We start from the raw sequence: 26,313 nt of genomic DNA on the forward strand, positions 1-26,313 counted from the left end.
ACGGCCGCCCCCACGGTGTGGGAGCGGCTTGAACCTTAAGCGCGGCGCTGGATGAAATCGCGTATCCGCTCAGCCGCTTCGACACATTCGGCCAGCGGCGCAACCAATGCCAGGCGCACGCGCCCGGCGCCTGGATTGAAGCCGTCCACTTCACGGGACAGGTAAGAGCCCGGCACCACCGTCACATGTTCTTCCACGAACACGTCACGGCAGAACGCCGCATCGTCCCCATTCACATTCGGCCACAGATAAAAGCCGCCGTCCGGGCTTTGCACATCCAGCACCGGTTTGAGGATTGCCAGCACCGCGTCAAACTTCTCGCGATACAGGTCACGGTTGGCCAGTACGTGTGCTTCGTCTTGCCACGCGGCGATGCTGGCCAGCTGGGTTTGCACTGGCATGGCGCAACCATGGTAGGTGCGATACAGCAGGAACGCCTTGAGAATCTCAGCGTCGCCAGCCACGAAGCCCGAACGCAGGCCTGGCAGGTTGGAACGCTTGGACAGGCTATGGAACACCACGCAACGCTTGAAGTCCTGGCGACCCAGTTCGACACAGGCGCTCAGCAGGCCCGGCGGCGGGGTTTGCTCGTCGAAGTAGAGTTCGCTGTAGCACTCGTCGGCGGCGATCACGAAATCGTATTCGTCGGCCAGGGCGATCAGCTTTTTCAGGGTGTCTACGGGGATCAGCGCGCCGGTCGGGTTGCCCGGAGAGCACAGGAACAGGATCTGGCAGCGTTTCCAGATGTCCGGCGACACCGCATCGAAGTCCGGGTTGAAACCATTGCTGTCCAGGCACGCCAGGTAATGCGGCTTGGCACCGGCGAGGAACGCGGCGCCTTCGTAGATCTGGTAGAACGGGTTCGGGCTCACCACCAGCGCGTCGTCACTGCGATTGACCACGGTCTGGGTAAAGGCGAACAACGCCTCGCGCGTGCCATTGACCGGCAGGATATTGCGCGCGGGGTCCAGCCAGCCGCCGGGTACGTTGAAGCGGCGTTCGCACCAGGCACCAATGGCCTCGCGCAGTGCAGGGATGCCCAACGTGGTCGGGTACACCGCCATCTGGTCCAGGTTATTGCTCAACGCCTCGGCGACGAACCTGGGTGATGTGTGCTTGGGCTCGCCAATCGACTGTGCAATCGGGCGTTTGTCCGGGTTCGGGGTGACACTGCCGAGCAAGGCGCGCAGTTTCTCGAACGGGTAGGGCTGCAGCTGGTTCAGGGCGTTGTTCATCGAAAGTCTCGTCAAGTTCAGTTGTCGGCACGCAGTCTGGTTGCCGACGAAATTCAATGTGGGAGGGGGCTTGCTCCCGATTGCGTTGTGTCAGTCAGCTGATTTTTATCTGATCCACTGCTATCGGGAGCAAGCCCCCTCCCACAGAAGCCGATGTTCATAGGGTCAGGCGCGTCAGCTCGACGCCGGGTTCCTGGGTCACGCTCAATTGCTCAACGATTGCATCCTGCAAGCGGCGGCACAGCTCGGGGTCGGACAGCGGCTGGTTGTCGGCGTCGGTGATGAAGAACACGTCTTCGACGCGCTCGCCGAGGGTCGCAATCTTGGCGTTCTGCAAAGACAGGTCGAACTCGAGGAAAATCCCGCCGATGCGTGCCAGCAGGCCCGGGCGATCCGGCGCGCTGAGTTCCAGCAGCGTCACCGGGCGCTGGGCATCGTTGGAGATGGTCACCTGGGGCGCAAAGGCAAAGTGCTTGAGCTGGCGCGGTACCCGGCGCTGGATGATGGTCGGGTAGTCGTCCGGGTTGCGCAGGGCGTCGGTGAGGCCTTCGCGGATTTTCTTCACGCGCGCCGGATTGTCGCCGATCGAGTCGCCATCGGTGTCGAGCACTATGTAGGTGTCGAGGGTGAACTGGCTGCTGGAGGTGATCACTCGGGCGTCATGAATGTTCAGGTTGAGCTGGTCCATGGCCGCCACGGTCACGGCGAAGAAGTCATGTTGGTCCGGCGCATAGATGAAGATCTGCGTGCCGCCTTCAAATTCGCGCTGGGTGGTTTCCTTGATCAGCACCAACGGGCCACCATCGGCCGGCTGTTGCAGGATGGCGTCGGTGTGCCAGGCGACATCGCCGGCGGTATGGCGCAGGAAGTAGTCATCGCCCAGTTGCGACCACAGTTGTTCGACATCGTCCGGGTCGTTGCCGCCGCGCACCAGGATATCCAGGGCCGCGCTTTGGGTGCGGCGGATCTGCTCTTCGCGGTCCACCGGGTTTTCCAGGCCGCGGCGCAGCGCGCGCTTGGTCTCGGTGTACAGTTGGCGCAGCAGGCTGGCGCGCCAGGAATTCCACAGCGTTGGGTTGGTGGCGTTGATGTCGGAGACGGTCAGCACGTAGAGGTAGTCGAGGCGGGTTTCATCGCCGACGATCTGCGCGAAGTCGTGGATGACTTGCGGGTCGGACAGGTCCTTGCGCTGGGCGGTGGTCGACATCACCAGGTGGTTCTGCACCAGCCAGACGATCAGGCGGCTGTCCCACAGCGGCAACTGGTGGCGTTGGCAGAACGCTTCGGCATCGACCGCGCCGATCTCCGAGTGGTCGCCATGCCGGCCTTTGCCGATGTCGTGGTACAGCCCGGCCAGGTAAATCAGCTCGGGCTTGGGCAGCTTGGCCATGAGCTTGCTGGCCAGCGGGAATTTTTCTGACACCTGGGTGTACTGCAACTTACGCAGGTGCTTGATCAGGTTCAGGGTGTGGGCGTCCACGGTATAGATGTGGAACAGGTCGTGCTGCATCTGCCCGACGATAAAGCCGAACTCCGGCAGGTAGCGCCCAAGGATGCCGTAGCGGTTCATCCGCCGCAGGTTGCGGTGGATGCCGATCTTGCACTTGAACAGCTCGATAAACAGGCTGGTGTTGCGGATGTCGTTACGAAACTCATCATCGATCAGGTGACGGTTTTCCCGCAGCAGGCGGATGGTGTCGGCGCGCACGCCTTTGATTTCCGGCTGCTGGGCCATCAGCACGAAGATTTCCAGCATGGCGAACGGCGTGCGGCGGAACACATTGTCGTTGCGTGCCTCGATATAGCCATCGTGCAGTTGAAAGCGCGCATTGATCGGTTGCGGCGGCGCTTCGTCTTCGGGGGCCAGGATCACTTCTTCGAAGTGCTGGATGATCAGGTCGCTGAGCTGGGCAATGCTCATTACCACCCGGTAATACTGTTGCATGAAGCTTTCGATGCTGGTCTTCGCGTCTTCGCCTTCAAAACCCAGGAGGGTGGCGATGGAGCGTTGGTGGTCGAACAGCAGGCGGTCTTCGGAGCGCCCGGCAAGCATGTGCAGCGCGTAGCGCACTTTCCACAGGAACTCCTGGGACGAGGCCAGCAGGGCGTTTTCGCTCTCCACCAGAAAGCCCTCGCCGGCCAGGGCGCGCAGGTTCAAGGTGCCGTACTGGCGGCGGGCGACCCACAAGATCGTCTGGATATCGCGCAACCCGCCCGGCGAGCCTTTGACGTTGGGCTCCAGGTTGTATTCGGTGTCGTTGTACTTGTGGTGGCGGGCCTTTTGCTCGGCGCGCTTGGCCAGGAAGAAGTCCTTGCTCGGCCACATGTGTGCGGTGCTGGTGACTTCGAGCATGCGTTGGCGAAGGCGCTCGGGGCCGCAGATGGTGCGGCTTTCCATCAGGTTGGTGACCACCGTCAGGTCGGCGCGGGCCTCTTCGGCGCATTCATCGACCGAGCGTACGCTCTGACCGACTTCCAGGCCGATGTCCCACAACAGCGTCAGAAATCGCTCGATGGAATCGCGAAACATCTCATGGTCGGCGCTGTCCAGCAGGATCAGCAGGTCGATGTCGGAGTAGGGGTGCAACTCGCCACGCCCGTAGCCGCCAACCGCCACCAGGGCGATATCCGCCTCGGTGCTCCAGCTGAACTGTTCCCAGGCTTTTTGCAGGATGTTATCGACGAACCAAGCGCGGTCCTCGATCAGCCGGCGGATGTCGCGGCCGCTGCGAAAGCGCTGGTCGAGCACCTCGCGCGCCTGGCGGATCGCCTTCTTGAACGCGGCGATGGGGCTTGCCTTCAGTGCCAGTTCGGCCTGGAACTGGCCACGGTCGAAGAGTTCGGGATCCACTTGGGGCATCGATCGGTTTTCCTTTCTATCTATCAGTCAGTCACAACACCAGTGTGGGAAAACCTCAGCAACCCTTACGCCGACGCTGCATCCGAGGTGCGCGCGATTGTGTCATCGGCGCGCAGGGTGAAGATCTCGTAGCCGGTTTCGGTGACCAGCAGGGTATGTTCCCACTGGGCCGAGAGCTTGCGGTCCTTGGTGATGGCGGTCCAGCCATCGCCTAGCACCTTGGTGTCGGCCTTGCCCTGGTTGATCATCGGCTCGATGGTAAAGGTCATGCCGGCCTTGAGTTCCATGCCGGTGCCGGCGCGGCCGTAGTGCAGGATCTGCGGTTCTTCATGGAACACGGTACCGATGCCGTGGCCGCAGAACTCGCGCACCACCGAGAAGCCGTTCTTTTCGGCGTGCTTCTGGATCACTTCACCGATATCGCCCAGGCGGCAGCCAGGCTTGACGATCTCGATGGCCTTGTACATGCATTCCTGGGTGACCTGGGACAGGCGTTCGGCCCAGACCGGCACGTTGCCGACGTGGAACATGCGGCTGGTGTCGCCGAAATAGCGGTCCTTGATCACGGTGACGTCGATGTTCAGGGTGTCGCCATCCTTCAACGGCTTGTCACCCGGGATGCCGTGGCACACCACGTGGTTGACCGAGGTGCAGATCGACTTGGGGAAGCCTTTGTAATTCAGCGGGGCAGGAATGGCCTTCTGCACATTGACAATATAGTCATGGCAGATCTGGTTCAGTTCTTCGGTGGTGACGCCAGGCTTGACGTGTTCGGCGATCATTTCCAGTACGTCGGCGGCCAGTTTGCCGGCGATGCGCATGCCGGCGATGTCTTCGGCGGTCTTCAAACTAACGGTCATACAGGCTCTCTCTAGCGCCAAGCGCTGAAATCAATACGGTTCACGGGCGTGCGACATGAGGTTACATATTTCGCACAAGCCACAAAAAACGCGATTCTAACAGACGCGGGCGGCAAACCATGAGCCCCTGACGATCGCTTCTCTCTATAGAGTGGGGTTATATCGACGCTATTCAAAGGGTTGGGACGGGGCGACTCAAGGCAAATGTGATTGCGGGTTCCGTTTTCGCCCTTGCTGTGGTATAAAATGCGCCGCTTTCCGGGGATGCCCCGTAGAGCTTAAATCCACACACGTGTCGACACGATGACCTGGGTGCCGGAGGCCTTGAAGCCGCTGGTTGGTCATTGGGATACGTGGAGGCCAAACCCGACTTATTAAGGAACTATCATGTCCCAAGTCAACATGCGCGATATGCTGAAGGCCGGTGTGCACTTCGGTCACCAGACCCGTTACTGGAACCCGAAAATGGGCAAGTACATTTTCGGCGCGCGTAACAAGATTCACATTATCAACCTTGAAAAAACCCTGCCAATGTTCAACGAAGCTCTGACTTTCGTAGAGCGTCTGGCCCAGGGCAAAAACAAGATCCTGTTCGTCGGCACCAAGCGTTCCGCTGGCAAGATCGTTGCTGAAGAAGCAGCACGTTGCGGTTCGCCGTACGTCGATCACCGCTGGTTGGGCGGCATGCTGACCAACTTCAAAACCATCCGTGCTTCCATCAAGCGTCTGCGTGACCTTGAAGTGCAAGCCGAAGACGGTACTTTCGCCAAGCTGACCAAGAAAGAAGCGCTGATGCGCTCCCGTGACCTGGAAAAGCTCGATCGTTCCCTGGGTGGTATCAAGGACATGGGCGGTCTGCCTGACGCACTGTTCGTTATCGACGTTGATCACGAGCGCATCGCGATCACCGAAGCCAACAAGCTGGGCATCCCTGTTATCGGCGTAGTCGATACCAACAGCAGCCCGGAAGGCGTTGACTACATCATCCCAGGCAACGATGACGCAATTCGCGCTATCCAGCTGTACATGGGTTCGATGGCTGACGCTGTAATCCGTGGTCGCAACCACGTTGCTGGTGGCACTGAGCAGTTCGTTGAAGAAGCTCCGGTAGCCGCAGCTGAGTAATTGACGCCCTGGCGTTGACTCAGTAAGCAAAAAGGGGGCTTGGCCCCCTTTTTGCCACCTCGAAAACCGTTTGTCGGCGCCCACTTGTGGCAGCGCAACCTAGCGACTGTAACGTGCAGCAGCCTACAACGGAGATTCGGGAAGAATTGATCCCCCGTTCGATCGGGTGGAATGGTTGAAAACCTATCCAAGAGGAATTTGAAAATGGCAGCAATTACTGCAGCGTTGGTTAAAGAACTGCGTGAGCGTACTGGCGAAGGCATGATGGACTGCAAGAAGGCCCTGGAAAAGGCTGACGGCGACATCGAAAAAGCCATTGATGACATGCGTGCTTCCGGCGCCATCAAGGCTGCCAAGAAAGCAGGCAACGTAGCTGCTGAAGGCGCTATCGCTCTGAAGACTGACGGCAAAGCCGCCGTTCTGCTGGAAGTGAACTCGCAGACCGACTTCCTGGCTCTGCAGGACGACTTCAAGGCATTTGTTGCCGCCAGCGTTGAAAAAGCGTTCGCCGACAAGCTGACTGACGTCGCTCCGCTGATCGAAGCTCAAGAAGCTGCGCGCCTGGTACTGGTCGGCAAGGTTGGCGAAAACGTCAACATCCGTCGCCTGGTTCGCGTTGAAGGTGACGTGGTTGGCGGTTACCTGCACGGTAACAAGATCGGTGTTGCTGTTGTACTGAAAGGCGGCGACATTGAGCTGGCGAACGATATCGCTATGCACGTAGCGGCCAGCAACCCAGAGTTCCTGCTGCCTTCGGAAGTTTCGGCAGAAGCGATCGAGCGTGAAAAAGCTGTGTTCCTGCAGCTGAACGAAGAAAAAATCAAAGGCAAGCCAGAAAACATTGTTGAGAACATGGTCAAGGGCCGTATCAGCAAGTTCCTGGCTGAAGCAAGCCTGGTTGAGCAGGCGTTCGTCAAGAACCCTGAAGTCAAGGTTGGCGAGCTGGCCAAGAAAGCCGGTGCTGAAATCGTTTCCTTCACCTACTTCAAAGTAGGCGAAGGCATCGAGAAGCCGGTCGACAACTTCGCTGAAGAAGTTGCTGCCCAGCTGGCTGCCGCCAAGCAATAAGACAGTTTTCAACTGTCGCCCGAAAGAGGCTGCCCGCTCACGCGCGCAGCCTCTTTTCAAATGGGAAGGCTAATTTTATTTGGCTTCCCCTCGGAACTGGCTTACAAAGCCGTGTTCCGATGGCGCTGTGATGGCGTCCAGCTAGAGTGAACGCAAGCCGTAAACGGCTCGCCAAGAATTTTTTTAAAAATACGCCGCAGGAGAGATTCGCAATGGCTCAGCAGGGCAGTGGTTATCAGGCTCGCTATAAACGCATTCTACTCAAGCTCAGCGGCGAGGCCCTGATGGGCTCGGAAGAGTTCGGGATCGACCCCAAGGTGCTTGACCGCATGGCACTCGAGGTCGGCCAATTGGTCGGTATCGGCGTCCAGGTGGGTCTGGTGATCGGCGGTGGTAACCTGTTCCGCGGCGCGGCACTGAGCGCTGCCGGCATGGATCGGGTCACTGGCGACCACATGGGCATGCTGGCCACTGTGATGAACGCCCTGGCCATGCGGGACGCCCTTGAGCGTGCCAACATCTCGGCCATCGTGATGTCGGCGATCTCCATGGTTGGCGTGACCGATCACTATGATCGCCGTAAGGCCATGCGCCACCTGAACGCCAAGGAAGTGGTGATCTTTGCCGCTGGCACGGGTAACCCGTTCTTCACCACCGATTCGGCCGCGTGCCTGCGCGCTATCGAAATCGACGCCGACGTGGTGCTGAAGGCGACCAAGGTGGATGGCGTATACACTGCAGATCCATTCAAAGACCCGCATGCCGAGAAGTTCGATCATCTGACCTACGATGAAGTGCTGGATCGCAAGCTGGGCGTGATGGACCTCACGGCTATCTGCCTGTGCCGCGACCACAAGATGCCGCTGCGCGTATTTAACATGAACAAGCCCGGCGCCCTGCTGAATATCGTACACGGCGGCGCGGAAGGGACTCTGATCGAGGAAGGCCAACAATGATCAACGAAATCAAGAAAGACGCTCAAGAGCGTATGCAAAAATCCCTGGAGTCTCTGAACCATGCATTTGGTCAGATTCGTACCGGCAAGGCTCACCCAAGCATCCTGGGTAGCGTGATGGTGCCGTACTACGGCACGGACACCTCGATCACGCAGGTGGCCAACATCACGGTAAAAGACTCGCGCACCCTGCAAGTCGTGGCCTTTGAGCGCAACATGCTCGGCGCTGTCGACAAGGCTATCCAGAGCGCCGGCCTGAACCTCAACCCGACCAACCTGGGCGAGTTGCTGCTGATTTCCATGCCAGCCCTGACCGAAGAAACCCGCAAGGGCTTCACCAAGCAGGCGCGCAGTGCGGCTGAAGATGCACGCGTTGCTGTGCGCAACATTCGTCGCGATGCCTTGGGTGACCTCAAGAAGCTGGTCAAGGACAAGGAAATCAGCGAAGACGAAGAGCGCCGTGCCGTTGCCGATATCGACAAGCTGACCAAGGATGCGGAGGCCCAGATCACCAAGGCCACCGAAGAAAAAGAAAAGGACCTGATGGCCGTATAAGGGGTCAGGACGCCTTCATGGAAAAGACCAAGCAGACTGTGCCCTCTGTGGTGCCGCGCCATGTCGCGATCATCATGGATGGGAATAATCGCTGGGCGAAAAAGCGCTTTATGCCGGGCGTTGCCGGGCATAAAGCGGGTGTCGATGCGGTGCGCGCTGTCATCGAGGTGTGTGCCGAGGCCAAGGTCGAAGTGCTGACGCTGTTTGCCTTTTCCAGTGAGAACTGGCAACGGCCCGCCGAAGAAGTGAGTGCCTTGATGGACCTGTTCTTCAAGGCGCTGCGTCGCGAGGCCAAGCGCCTCAACGAGAACAACATCAGCCTGCGCATCATTGGTGACCGCTCCCGGTTCCATCCGGAACTGCAAACGGCCATGCGTGAAGCCGAGGCCATTACTGCCGGCAGCAACCGCTTTGTGCTGCAAATCGCAGCCAATTACGGTGGCCAGTGGGACATCGCCCAGGCTGCGCAGCGACTGGCTCGCGAGGTACAGGCCGGTCATCTGCGCCCCGACGACATTACGCCCGAACTGTTGCAAACCTGTCTGGTAACCGGTGACCTGCCATTACCCGATTTGTGCATCCGTACCGGTGGCGAGCATCGCATCAGCAATTTCCTGCTGTGGCAGCTAGCCTATACCGAGTTGTACTTCTCCGACCTGTTCTGGCCGGACTTCAAACACGATGCCATGCGCAATGCGCTGGCCGATTTCGCTTCCCGTCAGCGTCGCTTCGGTAAAACGAGCGAGCAGATCGAAGCTGGAGCCCGGGTTTAAATGCTTAAACAACGAATCATCACAGCGCTGATCCTGCTGCCAATTGCCTTGTGCGGTTTTTTCCTGCTCGAGGGTTCCGGCTTTGCGCTGTTTATCGGCCTGGTCGTGACCTTGGGGGCATGGGAGTGGGCACGTCTGGCGGGGTTCAGCGATCAATTGCCGCGCGTGGTGTACGCCGTGATCGTCGCGCTGTTGCTGTTCCTGATGTACATCCTGCCTGATATCGCGCCTTGGGTGCTGGGGGCGGCGGTACTGTGGTGGGCCTTGGCGACGTTCCTGGTGCTGACCTACCCGCGCACCAGTGGCCAGTGGTCCAGCGTGGCCTGCAAGTTGGTGATTGGCTTGCTGATCCTGCTGCCGGCCTGGCAAGGGCTGGTGGAAATCAAGCGTTTCCCGAATGGCAACGAATTGATCCTGGCGGTCATGGTGCTGGTCTGGGGCGCCGACATTGGTGCCTATTTTTCGGGCCGTGCCTTCGGCAAGCGCAAGCTGGCGCCTGCCGTCAGTCCGGGCAAGAGCTGGGAAGGCGTATACGGCGGCCTGGCCTTGACGCTGCTGATCGCGCTGGTAGTCGGTGTGTTGCGCGACTGGTCGGTGAAAGAGATTTTCCTGGCTTTGCTGGGTACTGCCGTCGTCGTCTTCATTTCGGTGGTGGGTGACCTTACCGAAAGCATGTTCAAGCGCCAGGCCGGGATCAAGGACAGCAGCAACCTGCTGCCGGGTCACGGCGGCGTGCTGGACCGTATCGACAGCCTCACCGCTGCGTTGCCGATCTTTGCTGTGTTGCTGTGGATGATCGCTTCGTGAGCCGTCCACAGCAGGTTACCGTGCTGGGCGCGACCGGCTCGGTCGGGCTGAGCAGCCTGGATGTCATCGCCCGTCATCCTGATCGTTATCAGGTGTTTGCGCTGACCGGCTTCACCCGTATCAGTGAATTGCTCGCGCTGTGCGTGCGCCACTCTCCGCGTTTTGCGGTGGTGCCACAGGCCGCTGCCGCCCGTAGCCTGCAGGATGACCTGCGGGCTGTCGGCCTTGCCACCCAAGTATTGGTGGGCGAAGAGGGGCTGTGCCAGGTGTCTGCCGATGCCGAAGTGGACACTGTGGTGGCGGCGATCGTCGGAGCGGCGGGTTTGCGCCCGACACTGGCCGCAGTTGATGCGGGCAAAAAGATCCTGCTGGCCAATAAAGAAGCGCTGGTCATGTCCGGCGCGCTCTTTATGCAGGCCGTGCGCAAGAGCGGTGCGGTCCTGTTGCCTCTCGACAGCGAGCACAACGCGATCTTCCAGTGCATGCCTGCTGATTTTGCCCGCGGCTTGAGCCAGGTTGGCGTGCGCCGGATTTTGCTGACGGCGTCCGGTGGCCCCTTTCGACAGACTCCTTTGGATGAGCTGGAGCATGTGTCGCCCGACCAGGCGTGCGCGCACCCGAACTGGTCCATGGGGCGCAAGATCTCCGTGGACTCGGCAAGCATGATGAACAAGGGCCTTGAGTTGATCGAGGCCTGCTGGCTGTTCGATGCGCGGCCCGATCAGGTAGAGGTGGTGATTCACCCGCAAAGCGTGATTCATTCCCTGGTGGATTACGTGGATGGCTCGGTATTGGCGCAGTTGGGCAACCCCGATATGCGCACGCCGATCGCCAATGCCCTGGCTTGGCCGCAGCGGATTGATTCCGGTGTGGCGCCATTGGACCTGTTTGCCGTTGCGCGCCTGGATTTCCAGGCGCCGGACGAGCAGCGCTTTCCATGCCTGCGTCTGGCCCGACAAGCGGCTGAAGCGGGTAACAGTGCGCCAGCCATGCTCAATGCAGCCAATGAGGTCGCCGTGGCGGCGTTTCTCGAACGGCGCATCCGCTTTCCGCAGATCGCGAGTATCATCCAGGACGTTCTGGATCTTGAACCGGTCGTGGCTGTGAGTGATCTGGAGGCAGTGTTCGAGGCCGATACAAAGGCTCGGGCCCTGGCCGAACAATGGCTGGACCGCAACGCGCGTCAGGCTGTGGGCGGGTAAGCGCCTTCAGGCATTGGATTGAAATGCGGAGAAATTAGATGAGTGCGCTCTACATGATTGTCGGCACCCTGGTTGCTCTGGGTGTGCTGGTTACCTTCCACGAATTCGGCCACTTCTGGGTGGCGCGTCGTTGCGGCGTCAAGGTATTGCGCTTTTCCGTCGGCTTCGGCATGCCGCTGGTCCGCTGGCACGACCGTCGCGGCACCGAGTTCGTGATCGCAGCCATCCCGCTGGGTGGCTACGTGAAAATGCTCGATGAGCGTGAAGGCGAAGTGCCTGCCGACCAGTTGGACCAATCCTTCAACCGCAAGACCGTTCGTCAGCGTATCGCCATCGTGGCGGCCGGTCCGATTGCCAACTTCCTGTTGGCGATGGTGTTCTTCTGGGTCCTCGCCATGCTGGGCAGCCAGCAAGTGCGCCCGGTCATCGGTGCGGTCGAGACGGGCAGCATGGCGGCCAAGGCTGGCCTGGTAGCAGGGCAGGAAATTGTTTCTATTGATGGCGAACCTACCACGGGTTGGGGGGCGGTCAATTTGCAGTTGGTGCGTCGACTGGGCGAGAGCGGCACCGTCAAGGTGGTGGTGCGCGAGCAGGACTCCAGTGCCGAAAGCCCCCGTGAGCTGGCTTTGGACCATTGGCTTCAAGGCGCTGACGAGCCGGACCCGATCAAATCCCTGGGCATTCGTCCGTGGCGTCCGGCGTTGCCGCCGGTGCTCGCCGAGCTGGACCCTAAAGGCCCGGCCCAGGCTGCGGGCCTGAAAACCGGCGACCGCCTGTTGGCCCTCGATGGTCAGGCGCTGGGCGACTGGCAGCAAGTGGTCGACCTGGTGCGTGTACGGCCTGATACCAAAATTGTGCTGAAAGTTGAGCGCGAAGGTGCTCAAATCGACGTTCCCGTGACCTTGTCGGTACGTGGGGAGGCCAAGGCCGCCGGGGGTTACCTGGGTGCCGGGGTCAAAGGTGTCGAGTGGCCGCCATCGATGGTGCGAGAGGTCAGCTTCGGGCCGTTGGCAGCAATTGGGGAGGGCGCGAAACGCACTTGGACCATGAGCGTGCTGACCCTAGAATCGCTCAAGAAAATGTTGTTCGGCGAGCTCTCGGTAAAAAACTTGAGTGGACCGATAACCATTGCTAAAGTGGCGGGCGCTTCTGCCCAGTCGGGTGTCGCGGATTTCCTGAATTTCCTGGCTTATCTGAGTATCAGCCTTGGGGTTCTGAATTTGCTGCCCATTCCAGTATTGGATGGGGGGCATCTGCTGTTTTATCTGGTCGAGTGGGTGCGTGGTCGCCCCTTGTCGGATCGGGTGCAGGGTTGGGGGATACAGATCGGTATCAGTTTGGTGGTCGGGGTGATGTTGTTAGCTCTGGTCAACGATCTGGGACGACTGTAACGCTTCGCTGAATTGCGAATCTGCCGCATTTTGCGGCAGTTTGTTTATTGCCAGTTGGAATAAGAAAGGACTTCATGAAACGTCTGCTGCTAACTGCGGTTCTCACCGTATTGATGATCGCCGAAGTTCACGCCGAGTCCTTCACCATCTCCGATATTCGCGTCAACGGCCTCCAGCGGGTTTCCGCGGGTAGCGTCTTTGGTGCCTTGCCGTTGAACGTCGGGGAACAGGCTGATGATCGTCGCCTGGTGGAATCCACTCGTGCGCTGTTCAAAACCGGGTTCTTTCAAGATATCCAACTGGGTCGCGAAGGCAATGTCCTGGTCATCACCGTCGTCGAGCGACCTTCTGTCGCGAGTATCACGATCGAAGGTAACAAGGCCATTTCCACTGAAGACCTGATGAAAGGTCTGAAACAGTCTGGCCTGGCCGAGGGCGAGATCTTCCAGCGCGCTACCCTTGAAGGTGTGCGTAACGAGCTGCAACGCCAGTACGTTGCCCAGGGTCGCTACTCGGCGAGCGTGGAGACGGAAGTTATCCCGCAGCCGCGTAACCGCGTGGGCCTGAAGGTCAACATCAACGAAGGCACCGTGGCGGCTATCCAGCACATCAACGTGGTGGGCAACACCAAGTTCGCCGACGAAGACCTGATCGACCTGTTCGAACTCAAGACCACCAACTGGTTGTCGTTCTTCAAGAACGATGACAAGTACGCCCGTGAAAAACTTTCCGGTGACCTGGAACGCCTGCGCTCCTACTACCTGGACCGTGGCTACATCAACATGGACATCGCTTCGACCCAGGTGTCCATCACCCCGGACAAGAAGCACGTCTACATTACCGTCAACGTCAACGAAGGCGAGAAGTACAAGGTTCGTGACGTGAAGCTCAGCGGTGACTTGAAAGTACCTGAAGACCAGGTCAAGTCCCTGCTGCTGGTCCAGAAAGACCAGGTGTTCTCGCGCAAACTGATGACCACTACCTCAGAGCTGATCACGCGTCGCCTGGGTAACGAAGGCTACACCTTCGCCAACGTCAACGGCGTGCCAACTCCAAACGATGAAGACCACACCGTCGACATCACATTCGTCGTCGACCCAGGCAAGCGTGCCTACGTTAACCGCATTAACTTCCGTGGCAACACCAAGTCCTCGGACGAAGTGCTGCGTCGCGAAATGCGCCAGATGGAAGGCGGTTGGGCGTCGACTTACCTGATCGACCAATCCAAGACTCGTCTCGAACGCCTGGGCTTCTTCAAGGAAGTCAACGTCGAAACCCCGGCCGTACCGGGCGTGGATGACCAGGTCGACGTGAACTATGCCGTTGAAGAGCAAGCCTCGGGTTCGATCACCGCCAGTGTCGGTTTCGCACAGAGCGCGGGTTTGATCCTGGGTGGTTCGATCACGCAGAACAACTTCCTGGGTACCGGTAACCGTGTGTCCATCGGCCTGACCCGAAGCGAATACCAGAGCCGATACAACTTCGGTTACACCGACCCCTACTGGACTGCAGACGGTGTGAGCCTGGGCTACAACGCCTTCTATCGCACCACCGACTACAAAGACCTCGATGTTGACGTTGCAAGCTATGCGATCGACAGCCTCGGTGCCGGTGTCAACGTGGGTTATCCGATCAGTGAGACCTCGCGTCTGACCTTCGGCCTGACCGCCCAGCAGGATGAAATCAAGACCGGTGTGTACACCGTGGACGAGATCTTCGACTTCACCCGCCGTGAAGGCGACAAGTTCCTGAACTTCAAGGCGTCTGCCGGCTGGTCCGAGTCGACTCTGAACAAAGGCGTACTGGCAACCCGTGGTCACTCCCAGAGCCTGACCGCGGAAGTCACCACGCCGGGCAGCGACCTGTCGTTCTTCAAGCTCGACTACCGTGGCCAGTTGTTCCAGCCGTTGAGCGATAACTACACCATGCGCCTGCACACTGAGCTGGGCTATGGCGATGGATATGGTTCGACCAATGGTCTGCCGTTCTATGAAAACTACTACGCGGGTGGCTTCAACTCGGTACGTGGCTTCAAGGACAGCACACTGGGTCCTCGTGGTACGCCGAGCCGTGGCCAGCTGCTTACTGGTAACCAGGGCACAGTGGCTGACTCGGACAACGACCCGCTGCCGTTCGGCGGTAACGTGCTGATCCAGGGTGGCGCGGAGATTCTGTTCCCGCTGCCGTTCGTCAAAGATCAGCGCTCCTTGCGGACTTCGGTCTTCTGGGACGTGGGTAACGTGTTCGACTCCAAGTGCGAGCAGATCAAGAACCCAAGTGGCTTGAAGTCCAACACCCAGTGCAACGACGTGAGCCTCAGCAACATGGCCAGCTCCGTGGGCGTGGGTGTGACCTGGGTGACTGCGTTGGGCCCGTTGAGCTTTGCTCTGGCCATGCCGATCAAGAAGCCGGATAACGCTGAAACCCAGATTTTCCAATTCTCCCTTGGCCAGACGTTCTAAGCGTCTGACCTAAGATAACGACAACGGATTCTGTAGGAGTACATCGTGCGTAAGTTGACTCAATTGGTCCTGCTGGCCACTGTGCTGGTAACCACCCCGGCCTTCGCCGAAATGAAAATCGCCGTTCTGAACTATCAGATGGCTTTGCTGGAGTCCGACGCGGCCAAGAAGTATGCCGTGGATGCCGAGAAAAAATTCGGTCCGCAACTGACCAAGCTCAAGACACTGGAAAGCAGCGCCAAGGGTATCCAGGACCGTCTGGTTGCCGGTGGTGACAAGATGCAGCAGGGCGAGCGCGAGCGTCTGGAGCTTGAATTCAAGCAAAAGGCCCGTGACTACCAGTTCCAATCCAAGGAGCTGAACGAAGCCAAGGCTGTTGCCGACCGCGAAATGCTCAAGCAGCTCAAGCCGAAACTCGACAGCGCCGTGGAAGAAGTCATCAAGAAGGGTGCCTTTGACCTGGTGTTCGAGCGTGGCGCCGTGATTGACGTCAAGCCTCAATACGACATCACCCGTCAGGTGATCGAGCGCATGAACCAGCTGAAGTAAACCATGACCGCGACTATCAAGCTCGGCGAGTTGGCCGAGTTCCTGGGGGCCACCTTGCGTGGCTCCCCGGAGAAAGAAATCACTGGGCTAGCCACCTTGCAGGAGGCTGGCCCAGCTCAGTTGAGCTTCCTCGCAAATCCTCAATACCGTAAATACCTGATCGATTGCCAAGCCGCAGCCGTGTTGCTGAAGGCCGCGGACGCCGAAGGGTTTGTCGGGGATGCGCTGGTGGTGGCTGACCCCTACCTGTCTTACGCGAAAGCATCGCACCTGTTCGATCCCAAGCCTAAGGCGGCTGGCGGTATTCACCCGTCAGCGGTAATTGCCGAGGATGCCCAGGTCGATCCTGCTGCGAGCATTGGTGCTTTTGCGGTGATCGAGAGTGGCGCGCGTATTGGCGCTGGCGTCACCGTCGGCGCGCATTGCTTCATTGGTGCACGCTGCGAAATCGGTGCCGATGGCTGGCTGGCGCCTCGCGTTACCCTTTACCACGATGTGCGTATCGGGCAGCGGGTGGTCATTCAGTCGGGCGCGGTGATCGGTGGTGAGGGCTTTGGCTTTGCCAATGCCAAAGGTGTCTGGCACAAGATTGCCCAGGTTGGCGGCGTATTGATCGGCGACGACGTGGAAATCGGGGTCAACACCGCTGTCGATCGCGGGGCCCTGGCCGATACCGTGATTGGCAATGGCGTGAAGCTCGACAACCAGATTCAGATCGCTCACAACGTGCAGATTGGCGATCACACCGCCATGGCTGCCTGCGTGGGGATTTCCGGCAGCACCAAAATCGGCAAGCATTGCATGCTTGCCGGTGGCGTGGGGCTGGTGGGGCATATCGATATTTGCGACAACGTCTTTATCACCGGCATGACCATGGTCACTCACTCGATTACCGAGCCAGGGGCTTATTCATCCGGTACCGCCATGCAGCCAGCGGCTGAATGGCGCAAGAGTGCGGCGCGCTTGAGACAGCTCGACGACATGGCGCGACGTCTCAAACAGCTGGAAAAGCGTGTTGGGGACGTGACCCCTGGCGGTAATGCTTCATCAGAAGGCTGATACCATTTCCATATCAAGTGTGCACAGCCGATAGACTGCCTCCTTGATTTGCTAGCGGGGCGTGCTTTTAGTCCGCCCGCCCCCAATCTTTATTACAGGCTTCCCCCCGAAATGATGGACATCAACGAGATTCGCGAATACCTGCCTCACCGTTACCCGTTCCTGCTGGTGGACCGCGTAGTGGACCTCAATGTTGAGGAAAAGCGCATTCGTGCCTACAAGAATGTCAGCATCAACGAACCGTTTTTCAATGGCCACTTTCCTGCGCATCCCATCATGCCAGGCGTGTTGATCATTGAAGCAATGGCCCAGGCTGCCGGTATCCTTGGTTTCAAAATGCTCGACCTCAAGCCTGCCGATGGCACGCTTTACTATTTCGTGGGCTCCGACAAGTTGCGTTTCCGCAACCCGGTCACCCCGGGTGACCAGTTGATCCTGGAAGCCAAGTTCATCAGCTGCAAGCGCCAGATCTGGAAGTTCGAATGCCAGGCTTCGGTTGATGGCAAGCCGGTGTGCTCTGCCGAAATCATCTGTGCGGAACGCAAACTATGAGTTTGATTGACCCTCGCGCAATCATCGATCCGTCGGCCGTCCTGGCCGACGACGTTGAGGTCGGCCCTTGGTCGATCGTCGGCGCAGGTGTGGAAATCGGCGAGGGGACTGTCATCGGGCCGCATGTGATCCTTAAGGGGCCGACCCGTATTGGCAAACACAATCGTATCTACCAGTTTTCCTCGGTAGGCGAAGACACCCCGGACATGAAGTACAAGGGTGAAGAAACACGCCTGGTAATCGGTGACCACAACATCATCCGTGAAGGTGTGACTATTCACCGTGGCACCGTGCAGGACCGAGCCGAGACGACGTTGGGCGATCACAACCTGGTGATGGCCTATGCGCATATCGGCCACGACAGCGTGATTGGCAACCACTGCATCCTGGTCAACAACACCGCGTTGGCTGGCCATGTGCATGTGGATGACTGGGCGATCCTGTCCGGTTTTACCCTGGTGCATCAGTATTGCCATATCGGCGCCCACAGCTTTTCCGGCATGGGCACCGCCATCGGCAAGGATGTGCCTGCATTCGTCACCGTGTTCGGCAACCCTGCCGAAGCACGCAGCATGAATTTCGAGGGCATGCGCCGTCGCGGGTTCAGCGACGACGCAATCCAGGCCCTGCGCCGGGCCTACAAGACGGTTTACCGTCATGGGCTGACGGTTGAGCAGGCCCTGGCCGAACTGGCTGAGCCTGCAGCGACGCACCCGGAAGTCGCGGTGTTTCGTGACTCGATCCAGGCGTCGACTCGCGGCATCACCCGCTGATCATGGCTAAGTTGCGTATCGCATTGGTCGCCGGAGAAGCTTCCGGCGATATTCTCGGCGCCGGCCTGATGCGGGCCCTCAAGGTCCAGCACCCTGCTATCGAATTTATCGGTGTCGGTGGCCCGTTGATGCAGGCCGAAGGCCTCACCTCCTACTTTCCGATGGAGCGCTTGTCGGTCATGGGCTTGGTGGAGGTGCTGGGGCGTCTGCGTGAGTTGCTCGCTCGCCGCAAGCTGCTGATCAAGACGTTGATCGAAGAAAAGCCCGACGTCTTTATCGGTATCGATGCCCCGGATTTCACCCTCAATATCGAACTCAAGCTGCGCCAGGCCGGAATCAAGACCGTTCACTATGTCAGCCCGTCCGTCTGGGCGTGGCGACAGAAGCGTGTGCTGAAGATTCGTGAAGGCTGCGACCTGATGTTGACCCTGCTGCCGTTCGAGGCCAGGTTCTACGAAGAGAAGGGCGTGCCGGTGCGGTTTGTCGGCCACACCCTGGCCGATGCCATTCCTTTGCAGGCTGACCGTGCCGCGGCGCGTACCGAGCTTGGGTTGCCCGACGGCCCGCTGGTCGCATTGATGCCGGGCAGCCGGGGTGGCGAAGTCGGGCGTCTTGGCAGCCTGTTTTTTGATGCCGCCGAACGTCTGCAAGCACTCAAGCCGGGCATTCGTTTTGTGCTGCCATGCGCCAGCCCGCAACGTCGCACGCAAATTGAAACACTGCTGGAAGGGCGCAACCTGCCGTTGACCCTGCTCGACGGTCAGTCGCACCTGGCCCTGGCCGCCTGCGATGCGGTATTGATCGCCTCGGGTACCGCGACCCTGGAAGCCTTGCTGTACAAGCGCCCAATGGTGGTGGCCTATCGTCTGGCGCCGGTGACGTTCTGGATACTCAAGCGGATGGTCAAGAGCCCATATATCTCCTTGCCCAATCTGCTGGCCCAGCGGTTGTTGGTGCCAGAGTTGTTGCAGGACGATGCTACGCCCGAAGCGCTTGCGCAAACTCTACTACCCTTGATTGACGGCGGCGAAGAGCAGACCCGTGGTTTCGACGAAATCCACCGCACCCTGCGCCGTGATGCCTCGAATCAGGCGGCTGACGCCGTGCTGAACTTGATTGGCCATAAACAGGAAGCCTTATGAGCACGCAAATGGGCCTGGATTTCAGCCTGGTTGCACATGCCCACGAACTGGTGGCGGGTGTCGACGAAGTCGGGCGCGGCCCGTTGTGTGGTGCGGTCGTGACGGCGGCGGTGATCCTCGACCCGAACCGGCCGATCCTTGGCCTTAATGATTCGAAGAAGCTCACCGAAGCCCGTCGTGAAAAACTCTATGACGAGATCTGCGAGAAGGCCCTGAGTTGGCATATCGCCCGGGCAGAAGTAGAAGAAATCGATGAGCTGAATATATTGCACGCCACCATGCTTGCCATGCAGCGTGCGGTTGAAGGGCTGCACATTACGCCAAAGCTGGCGATGATCGACGGCAATCGTTGCCCCAAACTGGCGATGCGCGCTGAGGCGGTGGTGCAGGGCGACAGCAAGGTGCCAGCTATTGCGGCGGCGTCGATTCTGGCCAAGGTCAGCCGCGACCGTGAAATGGCTGCGTTCGAATTGGTCTACCCCGGCTACGGCATGGGCGGACACAAAGGCTATCCGACGCCCGTTCATCTGGAAGCGTTGGCGCGACTCGGCCCTACACCGATCCATCGCCGCTCGTTCGCCCCGGTGCGCCAGGCTTATGAGCTGCGCGAGAGCCTCATCGAGGTGTAGTCGCCAGGCTGATGTTTTGCTCAAGGCCCGGTACAATCCCGGGCCTTGTTGTTTCCAAGTTACTGCACAGGATCACTATGCCGGCTTCATTCGTTCATCTACGCCTGCACACTGAATACTCCCTGGTCGACGGCCTCGTACGGATCAAACCGCTGGTCAAGACCCTGGTGGGCATGAACATGCCGGCAGTGGCGGTCACCGACCAGAACAACATGTGTTCCCTGGTCAAGTTCTACAAGAACGCCATGGGCGCGGGCATCAAGCCGATCTGTGGCGCCGACCTGTGGCTGTCCAACAAGGATCCGGACAACGCCCTGAGTCGCATCAGCCTGCTGGCGATGAACGGCGTCGGTTATCGCAACCTGACCGAACTGATTTCCCGTGGCTTTATCGACGGCCAGCGCAATGGTTCGGTCATTATCGAACGTGAGTGGGTGGCCGAAGCCAGCGAAGGCCTGATCATGCTTTCGGCCGCCAAAGAGGGCGAGGTTGGTGTTGCGCTGCTCGGCGGCAACCCTCAGGAAGCCGAAGTGCTGGCCCGTGAATGGATGCAGGTGTTCCCCGGCCGCTTCTACCTGGAAGTGCAACGCACCAATCGTCCCAACGATGAAGAGCATTTGCACGCCGCCGTGGCCCTGGCCGACAAGCTGGGCACGCCGCTGGTGGCAACCAACGATGTACGTTTTATCAAGAAAGAAGATTTCGAAGCCCACGAAACCCGCGTGTGCATCGGCGAAGGCCGGGCCCTGGATGACCCGCGTCGCTCGAAGAACTACAGCGAAGAGCAGTACCTCAAAAGCGCCGAGGAAATGGCCGAGCTGTTCAGCGACTTGCCCGAGGCGCTGGAAAACTCCGTCGAGATTGCCAAGCGCTGCAATATCGAAGTGAAGCTGGGCAAGCACTTCCTGCCCAACTTCCCGATTCCCGATGGCATGACCATCGACGAGTACTTCCGCAAGGTGTCGTTCGATGGCCTGGAAGAGCGGCTCAGCGTATTGCTGCCCAGGGACACCACCGAAGACTACGAAGCCAAGCGCCAGGTCTACGTCGACCGGTTGAATTTCGAACTGGATATCATCATCCAGATGGGGTTCCCCGGTTACTTCCTGATCGTGATGGACTTCATCCAGTGGGCCAAGAGCAACGGCGTACCGGTAGGCCCGGGCCGGGGGTCAGGCGCGGGCTCGCTGGTGGCCTACGTGCAGAAGATCACCGACCTCGACCCGTTGGAATATGACCTGCTGTTCGAACGCTTCCTGAACCCGGAGCGGGTTTCCATGCCCGACTTCGACGTCGACTTCTGCATGGACGGTCGCGACCGCGTGATCGAATACGTGGCCGAGAAATACGGTCGCAACGCGGTAAGCCAGATCATCACGTTCGGTTCCATGGCGGCCAAGGCGGTAATCCGCGACGTGGCCCGTGTACAGGGCAAGTCTTACGGCCTGGCCGACCGCCTGTCGAAGATGATCCCGTTCGAAGTCGGCATGACCCTGGAAAAAGCCTACGAGCAGGAAGAGATCCTGCGCGACTTTATCAAGGTCGATGAAGAAGCCGCCGAAATCTGGGACATGGCGCGCAAGCTCGAAGGCGTGGTGCGTAACGTCGGTAAACACGCCGGTGGCGTGGTGATCGCGCCCACCAAGCTCACTGACTTCTCGCCGATCTATTGCGATGAAGAAGGTGACGGCCTGGTCACCCAGTTCGACAAGGACGACGTGGAGGCGGCCGGCCTGGTGAAGTTCGACTTCCTCGGCCTGCGTACGTTGACGATCATCGACTGGGCGCTTAAGACCATCAACCGCGACCGCGCCAAGGTGGGCGAGGAGCCGCTGGATATCGCCTTCATCCCGCTGGATGACAAGCCGACCTACACCTTGCTGCAAAAAGCCGAAACCACCGCAGTGTTCCAGCTTGAATCGCGCGGCATGAAAGAGCTGATCAAAAAGCTCAAGCCCGACTGCCTGGAAGACTTGATCGCACTGGTGGCCCTGTTCCGTCCGGGGCCGCTGCAGTCGGGCATGGTGGATGACTTCATCAACCGTAAGCACGGCCGCGCCGAACTGGCGTACCCGCACTCCGACTATCAGTACGAAGGTCTCAAGCCGGTGCTGGCGCCGACCTACGGCATCATCCTGTATCAAGAACAGGTGATGCAGATCGCCCAGGTGATGGCGGGTTACACCCTCGGCGGCGCGGACATGCTGCGTCGCGCCATGGGTAAAAAGAAACCCGAGGAAATGGCCAAGCAGCGCGGCGGTTTCATTGAGGGTTGTGCCACCAACAACATCGACGCGGACCTGGCCGGTAACATCTTCGACCTGGTGGAAAAGTTCGCCGGTTACGGCTTCAACAAATCCCACTCTGCCGCCTACGGCCTGGTGTCGTACCAGACGGCGTGGTTGAAAGCCCACTACCCGGCGCCGTTCATGGCGGCGGTACTCTCGGCGGATATGCACAACACCGACAAGGTCGTGACCTTGATCGAAGAAGTGCGCACCATGAAGCTGCGCCTCGACGCGCCGGACGTGAACGCCTCGGAGTTCAAGTTCACGGTGAACGACGAAGGCCGCATCATTTATGGCCTCGGCGCGATCAAGGGCGTGGGTGAGGGGCCGGTGGAGGCGATCACCGAAGCACGTCAGGATGGACCGTTCAAGGACCTGTTCGACTTCTGTGCACGGGTCGACCTCAAGCGTATCAACAAACGTACCCTCGACGGCCTGATCCGCAGCGGCGCGCTGGACCGTCTTGGCCCGTATTTCCATGACGAACCCAAGGCATACCAGGCCAATATCGACCGTAACCGCGCCGTGTTGCTCACCGCCATGGAAGAAGCGATCAAGGCCGCCGAACAGACCGCCCGTACCCATGACAGCGGCCACGCCGACCTGTTTGGCGGACTGTTCGTCGAAGAAGACGCGGATGTGTACGCCAACCACCGCAAAGCCAAGGAACTGACCCTCAAGGAACGTCTCAAGGGCGAGAAAGACACCTTGGGCCTGTACCTCACTGGCCATCCGATTGACGAGTACGAAGGCGAGATTCGCCGTTTCGCCCGTCAGCGCATCATCGACCTGAAACCGGCCCGGGATACCCAGACCGTCGCCGGCATGATCATCGCCCTGCGGGTGATGAAAAATAAGAAGGGCGACAAGATGGGTTTCATCACCCTCGATGACCGCTCGGGCCGGATCGAAGCGTCGCTGTTTGCTGACGCGTTCCACTCCGCCCAGTCATTGCTGCAGACCGATGCCATGGTGGTGGTGGAAGGGGAAGTCAGCAACGACGACTTTTCCGGCGGCCTGCGCCTGCGCATCAAGCGTGTGATGAGCATGGAAGATGCACGGACCAACCTGGCCGAAAGCCTGCGCCTGAAGGTCAAGACCGAGGCGCTCAAGGGCGATCAGCTACGCTGGTTGGGTGACCTGCTCAAGCGTCACCGTGGCGCATGCCCGGTGACCATGGAGTACACCGGCAACGACGCCAAGGCCATGTTGCAGTTTGGCGAGACCTGGCGAATTGATCCCGCTGACGGCTTGATTCAAGCATTGCGTGACCAGTTCGGCCGTGACAACGTCTTTCTCCAATACCGCTGATGGCCAGGCGCTTTCTTTTCCATGAAGAGCAGTCGCCTGATCTCGGCCAAACATTTAATCTCGACCTAAACGCGCCTCTCCCTTAAGGTAGGGCGCGAATAGACAACCGGCTGGCCAGGCACTCCTTGGCCGTCGACCCAAGACGGACGCTTATGAACCCGAATTTTCTTGATTTCGAACAGCCGATCGCTGACCTGCAAGCCAAGATCGAAGAACTGCGCCTGGTCGGCAATGACAATTCGCTGAACATCGGCGATGAGATCGCTCGCCTGCAAGACAAGAGCAGCACGCTCACCGAAGACATCTTCGGCAAGTTGACCAGCTGGCAGATCGCGCGCCTGGCTCGCCACCCGCGCCGTCCATACACCCTGGATTACATTCAGCACATTTTCACCGAGTTCGACGAGCTGCATGGCGACCGTCACTTTTCCGACGACGCGGCCATCGTGGGCGGTATCGCTCGGTTGGACGACCAGCCGGTGATGGTAATCGGCCATCAGAAAGGCCGTGAAGTGCGCGAGAAAGTACGCCGCAACTTCGGCATGCCGCGTCCGGAGGGCTACCGCAAGGCCTGCCGTTTGATGGAAATGGCCGAGCGCTTCAAGATGCCGATCCTGACCTTTATCGACACCCCGGGCGCGTACCCAGGTATTGACGCCGAAGAACGCAACCAGAGCGAAGCGATCGCCTGGAACCTGCGCGTCATGTCTCGCCTGAAAACCCCGATCATTGCCACCGTAATCGGTGAGGGTGGATCTGGCGGCGCGCTGGCGATCGGTGTCTGTGATCAGCTGAACATGCTGCAATATTCGACCTACGCGGTGATTTCGCCGGAAGGTTGCGCCTCGATCCTGTGGAAAACTGCCGAAAAGGCGCCGGACGCTGCCGAAGCCATGGGCATCACCGCTGACCGCCTCAAGGGCCTGGGTATCGTTGACAAAGTCATCGCCGAGCCGCTGGGCGGTGCGCACCGTGATCCGGCCGCGGCTGCTGCGACTATCCGTGCCGAACTGGGCTCGCAACTGGCGATGCTCAAGAAGCTGGATAACGAAGCGCTGCTGGCCCGTCGTTATGAGCGCCTGATGAGCTACGGCCTCTAAAGTCGCTGAAGTACCCATGTGGGAGGGGGCTTGCCCCCGATAGCAGTGTGTCAGCCAATGCATAATTGACTGACACATCGCGATCGGGAGCAAGCCCCCTCCCACATTTGCTTTGTGTATGCTCGGCCTACGTACTTCAGATTTTCGGCGGTAACCTGTGATGAAACCGGCCCTGCCCGCCAAGCTCCTGCAAGCCCTGACTCCCTGGCGCAACGCCCCTGCCTGGCACATTGCATTCTCCGGTGGCCTCGATTCCACCGTTTTGTTGCATCTCCTCGCCTCCCTGGCAAAGACCGAAGCGCTCCCGACCCTCAGCGCCGTGCATGTCCATCATGGCCTGCAAGGCGCCGCCGACGCCTGGCCAGCGCATTGCCAATCGATCTGCGACAGCCTGAGCGTGCCGCTGCGGATCATGCGCGTGCAGGTGCGGCCTGGCGCCAGTCTTGAGCAGGCAGCACGTGACGCACGTTATCGGGCGTTTGCCGAAGTGACCGGGGCAGGGGAGGTGCTGCTCACTGGCCAGCATCGCGATGATCAGGCAGAAACCCTGTTGTTCCGGTTGTTGCGCGGGGCAGGGGTGCGAGGGTTGGCGGCAATGCCTGAGTCTCGCCCATTGGCGGCTGGGTATTTGGTGCGGCCGTTGCTGCTCGCCTCTCGTGACGAGTTGGAAGCCTACGCGCGCGCGCACCAGTTGGAGTGGATCGAAGACCCTTCCAACGCCGATCCAGGGTTTTCCCGCAATCACTTGCGCCATCACGTATTCCCAGCGTTAACGCAGCAATGGCCTCAAGCTGCCGCCAGCCTGGCTCGTACGGCTGAGCACATGGCTGAAGCCCAAGGCCTGCTCGACGAATTGGCGCATATGGATCTGCGGGCCGCCGATCAGCCTTCAGCCTTTCCCTGGTTGCCTTTGTCTTCCTTGGCCCTGGCACCCTTGCGCGAGCTTTCCGATGCACGCCAGCGCAACGCGCTGCGCCATTGGCTGGCTCCATCGACCCGCCTACCCGACAGCAACCATTGGGCCGGCTGGTATTCCCTGCGCGATGCCAGGGACGATGCACAGCCCGTCTGGCGTCTGACCGACGGCGACTTGCACCGTAGCGGCGAGCGCATCTGGTGGCTGCCCTCCATGTGGTCGGAATTCTCCGACGCGTCGGTGAGCTGGACCGACCCGCAAAAACCATTGGAGTTACCCGGAAATGGTCAGTTGAAACTCATTGGCCAGGCGCCCGAAGGTCCATTGGAAGTCCGCTACCGCCAGGGCGGCGAAGTCGTCGAAGTGCCAGGTCGCGGTCGACGTGACCTGAAGCGTCTGTTGAATGAGCGGGGGCTGCCCGGGTTCGTCCGTGGCAGATTGCCGCTGCTGTATCGGGGTGAGCAATTGCTGGCTGTCCCAACCCTTGCGGGGTTATGGGCCAGCTCATCGGATGACTGGCAATTACATTGGATGCCACAGACCTGCGATCAAGGTTTGAGCTGATAGAGCCTTTCCGGTAGACTACGCTCCCTTCTTGATACAACTTCTGTGGATTCGCCTGAATCGCAGCAGTTGCCGATTACCAAGCAGTCTTTGCTGGGCGATTCCAAAAAATGTGTAGCGATCAACGTACCGGTGTT

21 protein-coding genes are annotated in these 26,313 nt (G+C 59.5%); 18 read left to right on the forward strand and 3 right to left on the reverse strand.

Features of this window, described 5'->3' with window-relative positions; translation table 11 throughout:
- Positions 1–35: 35 nt before the first annotated feature.
- From dapC to map, 3 genes are all read right to left on the reverse strand, one after another.
- Positions 36–1,235: a succinyldiaminopimelate transaminase gene (gene dapC / locus QF045_RS09040; protein WP_306491908.1), complete on the reverse strand. Its 1,200-nt coding sequence runs from the start codon at positions 1,233–1,235 to the stop codon at positions 36–38.
- A gap of 157 nt (positions 1,236–1,392) precedes the next feature.
- Complete coding sequence (locus tag QF045_RS09045) at positions 1,393–4,095, reverse strand: [protein-PII] uridylyltransferase (RefSeq protein WP_306491909.1); 2,703 nt, start codon at positions 4,093–4,095, stop codon at positions 1,393–1,395.
- Between the two features lie 65 nt (positions 4,096–4,160).
- Positions 4,161–4,955, reverse strand: a complete 795-nt coding sequence (map, locus tag QF045_RS09050) for a type I methionyl aminopeptidase (RefSeq protein ID WP_306491910.1) — start codon at positions 4,953–4,955, stop codon at positions 4,161–4,163.
- A 387-nt stretch (positions 4,956–5,342) separates the two neighbouring features.
- Here map and rpsB point away from each other — a divergent pair, with 387 nt between their 5' ends.
- The 18 genes from rpsB (at position 5,343) to tilS (ending at position 26,176) form a co-directional block, all read left to right on the forward strand.
- Positions 5,343–6,080 carry a 30S ribosomal protein S2 gene (rpsB, locus tag QF045_RS09055; RefSeq protein WP_003189158.1) on the forward strand — a complete coding sequence of 246 codons (738 nt, stop codon included), beginning with the start codon at positions 5,343–5,345 and terminating at the stop codon, positions 6,078–6,080.
- Positions 6,081–6,284: 204 nt separating this feature from the next.
- The gene (gene tsf / locus QF045_RS09060; protein WP_306491911.1) at positions 6,285–7,148 is read left to right on the forward strand and encodes a translation elongation factor Ts; all 864 of its coding nucleotides are present in this window, start codon (positions 6,285–6,287) and stop codon (positions 7,146–7,148) included.
- A gap of 212 nt (positions 7,149–7,360) precedes the next feature.
- The gene (pyrH, locus tag QF045_RS09065) at positions 7,361–8,104 is read left to right on the forward strand and encodes a UMP kinase (RefSeq protein ID WP_003172271.1); all 744 of its coding nucleotides are present in this window, start codon (positions 7,361–7,363) and stop codon (positions 8,102–8,104) included.
- The gene (gene frr / locus QF045_RS09070) at positions 8,101–8,658 is read left to right on the forward strand and encodes a ribosome recycling factor (RefSeq protein ID WP_306491912.1); all 558 of its coding nucleotides are present in this window, start codon (positions 8,101–8,103) and stop codon (positions 8,656–8,658) included. The genes pyrH and frr overlap by 4 nt, the downstream gene beginning before the upstream one ends.
- Positions 8,659–8,675: 17 nt before the next feature.
- Positions 8,676–9,431, forward strand: coding sequence for a polyprenyl diphosphate synthase (gene uppS / locus QF045_RS09075; protein ID WP_306491913.1), 756 nt, complete (start codon positions 8,676–8,678; stop codon positions 9,429–9,431).
- Complete coding sequence (locus QF045_RS09080) at positions 9,432–10,238, forward strand: phosphatidate cytidylyltransferase (protein WP_306491914.1); 807 nt, start codon at positions 9,432–9,434, stop codon at positions 10,236–10,238. It abuts the gene before it with no gap.
- The gene (ispC, locus tag QF045_RS09085; RefSeq protein ID WP_306491915.1) at positions 10,235–11,440 is read left to right on the forward strand and encodes a 1-deoxy-D-xylulose-5-phosphate reductoisomerase; all 1,206 of its coding nucleotides are present in this window, start codon (positions 10,235–10,237) and stop codon (positions 11,438–11,440) included. Before QF045_RS09080 ends, ispC begins: the two co-directional genes overlap by 4 nt.
- A gap of 38 nt (positions 11,441–11,478) precedes the next feature.
- A complete protein-coding gene (rseP, locus tag QF045_RS09090; RefSeq protein WP_306491916.1) occupies positions 11,479–12,831 on the forward strand; it encodes a sigma E protease regulator RseP in 1,353 nt (450 codons plus the stop codon).
- Positions 12,832–12,905: 74 nt separating this feature from the next.
- Positions 12,906–15,293, forward strand: coding sequence for an outer membrane protein assembly factor BamA (gene bamA, locus QF045_RS09095; RefSeq protein ID WP_306491917.1), 2,388 nt, complete (start codon positions 12,906–12,908; stop codon positions 15,291–15,293).
- Positions 15,294–15,338: 45 nt separating this feature from the next.
- Complete coding sequence (locus QF045_RS09100) at positions 15,339–15,842, forward strand: OmpH family outer membrane protein (RefSeq protein WP_003172279.1); 504 nt, start codon at positions 15,339–15,341, stop codon at positions 15,840–15,842.
- A 3-nt stretch (positions 15,843–15,845) separates the two neighbouring features.
- Entirely contained in the window at positions 15,846–16,901 is a 1,056-nt protein-coding gene (lpxD, locus tag QF045_RS09105) for a UDP-3-O-(3-hydroxymyristoyl)glucosamine N-acyltransferase (protein ID WP_306491918.1), read from the forward strand.
- A 111-nt stretch (positions 16,902–17,012) separates the two neighbouring features.
- Positions 17,013–17,453 (forward strand): 3-hydroxyacyl-ACP dehydratase FabZ, encoded by a 441-nt coding sequence (gene fabZ / locus QF045_RS09110; protein WP_003172281.1) that lies wholly within the window; start codon positions 17,013–17,015, stop codon positions 17,451–17,453.
- A complete protein-coding gene (gene lpxA / locus QF045_RS09115) occupies positions 17,450–18,226 on the forward strand; it encodes an acyl-ACP--UDP-N-acetylglucosamine O-acyltransferase (RefSeq protein WP_306491919.1) in 777 nt (258 codons plus the stop codon). The genes fabZ and lpxA overlap by 4 nt, the downstream gene beginning before the upstream one ends.
- 2 nt (positions 18,227–18,228) lie before the next feature.
- The gene (lpxB, locus tag QF045_RS09120) at positions 18,229–19,368 is read left to right on the forward strand and encodes a lipid-A-disaccharide synthase (protein WP_306491920.1); all 1,140 of its coding nucleotides are present in this window, start codon (positions 18,229–18,231) and stop codon (positions 19,366–19,368) included.
- A complete protein-coding gene (rnhB, locus tag QF045_RS09125) occupies positions 19,365–19,997 on the forward strand; it encodes a ribonuclease HII (protein ID WP_306491921.1) in 633 nt (210 codons plus the stop codon). Before lpxB ends, rnhB begins: the two co-directional genes overlap by 4 nt.
- 77 nt (positions 19,998–20,074) lie before the next feature.
- On the forward strand, positions 20,075–23,596 hold the full coding sequence (gene dnaE, locus QF045_RS09130; protein WP_306491922.1) for a DNA polymerase III subunit alpha: 3,522 nt from the start codon (positions 20,075–20,077) through the stop codon (positions 23,594–23,596).
- A 152-nt stretch (positions 23,597–23,748) separates the two neighbouring features.
- Positions 23,749–24,696: an acetyl-CoA carboxylase carboxyltransferase subunit alpha gene (locus QF045_RS09135; protein ID WP_003172288.1), complete on the forward strand. Its 948-nt coding sequence runs from the start codon at positions 23,749–23,751 to the stop codon at positions 24,694–24,696.
- Between the two features lie 160 nt (positions 24,697–24,856).
- Entirely contained in the window at positions 24,857–26,176 is a 1,320-nt protein-coding gene (gene tilS, locus QF045_RS09140; protein WP_306491923.1) for a tRNA lysidine(34) synthetase TilS, read from the forward strand.
- Positions 26,177–26,313: the final 137 nt, after the last annotated feature.

This window comes from Pseudomonas sp. W4I3 (assembly GCF_030816195.1).
GTDB lineage: Bacteria > Pseudomonadota > Gammaproteobacteria > Pseudomonadales > Pseudomonadaceae > Aquipseudomonas.

Coding starts and splice junctions, on each gene's coding strand:
- lpxB (WP_306491920.1), top strand. CDS start 18,229: ATGGCTAAGTTGCGTATCGCATTGGTCGCCGGAGAAGCTTCCGGCGAT.
- tilS (WP_306491923.1), top strand. CDS start 24,857: ATGAAACCGGCCCTGCCCGCCAAGCTCCTGCAAGCCCTGACTCCCTGG.
- bamA (WP_306491917.1), top strand. CDS start 12,906: ATGAAACGTCTGCTGCTAACTGCGGTTCTCACCGTATTGATGATCGCC.
- pyrH (WP_003172271.1), top strand. CDS start 7,361: ATGGCTCAGCAGGGCAGTGGTTATCAGGCTCGCTATAAACGCATTCTA.
- rpsB (WP_003189158.1), top strand. CDS start 5,343: ATGTCCCAAGTCAACATGCGCGATATGCTGAAGGCCGGTGTGCACTTC.
- fabZ (WP_003172281.1), top strand. CDS start 17,013: ATGATGGACATCAACGAGATTCGCGAATACCTGCCTCACCGTTACCCG.
- tsf (WP_306491911.1), top strand. CDS start 6,285: ATGGCAGCAATTACTGCAGCGTTGGTTAAAGAACTGCGTGAGCGTACT.
- dapC (WP_306491908.1), bottom strand. CDS start 1,235: ATGAACAACGCCCTGAACCAGCTGCAGCCCTACCCGTTCGAGAAACTG.
- lpxA (WP_306491919.1), top strand. CDS start 17,450: ATGAGTTTGATTGACCCTCGCGCAATCATCGATCCGTCGGCCGTCCTG.
- uppS (WP_306491913.1), top strand. CDS start 8,676: ATGGAAAAGACCAAGCAGACTGTGCCCTCTGTGGTGCCGCGCCATGTC.
- frr (WP_306491912.1), top strand. CDS start 8,101: ATGATCAACGAAATCAAGAAAGACGCTCAAGAGCGTATGCAAAAATCC.
- dnaE (WP_306491922.1), top strand. CDS start 20,075: ATGCCGGCTTCATTCGTTCATCTACGCCTGCACACTGAATACTCCCTG.
- map (WP_306491910.1), bottom strand. CDS start 4,955: ATGACCGTTAGTTTGAAGACCGCCGAAGACATCGCCGGCATGCGCATC.
- QF045_RS09135 (WP_003172288.1), top strand. CDS start 23,749: ATGAACCCGAATTTTCTTGATTTCGAACAGCCGATCGCTGACCTGCAA.
- QF045_RS09080 (WP_306491914.1), top strand. CDS start 9,432: ATGCTTAAACAACGAATCATCACAGCGCTGATCCTGCTGCCAATTGCC.
- rseP (WP_306491916.1), top strand. CDS start 11,479: ATGAGTGCGCTCTACATGATTGTCGGCACCCTGGTTGCTCTGGGTGTG.
- lpxD (WP_306491918.1), top strand. CDS start 15,846: ATGACCGCGACTATCAAGCTCGGCGAGTTGGCCGAGTTCCTGGGGGCC.
- QF045_RS09045 (WP_306491909.1), bottom strand. CDS start 4,095: ATGCCCCAAGTGGATCCCGAACTCTTCGACCGTGGCCAGTTCCAGGCC.
- rnhB (WP_306491921.1), top strand. CDS start 19,365: ATGAGCACGCAAATGGGCCTGGATTTCAGCCTGGTTGCACATGCCCAC.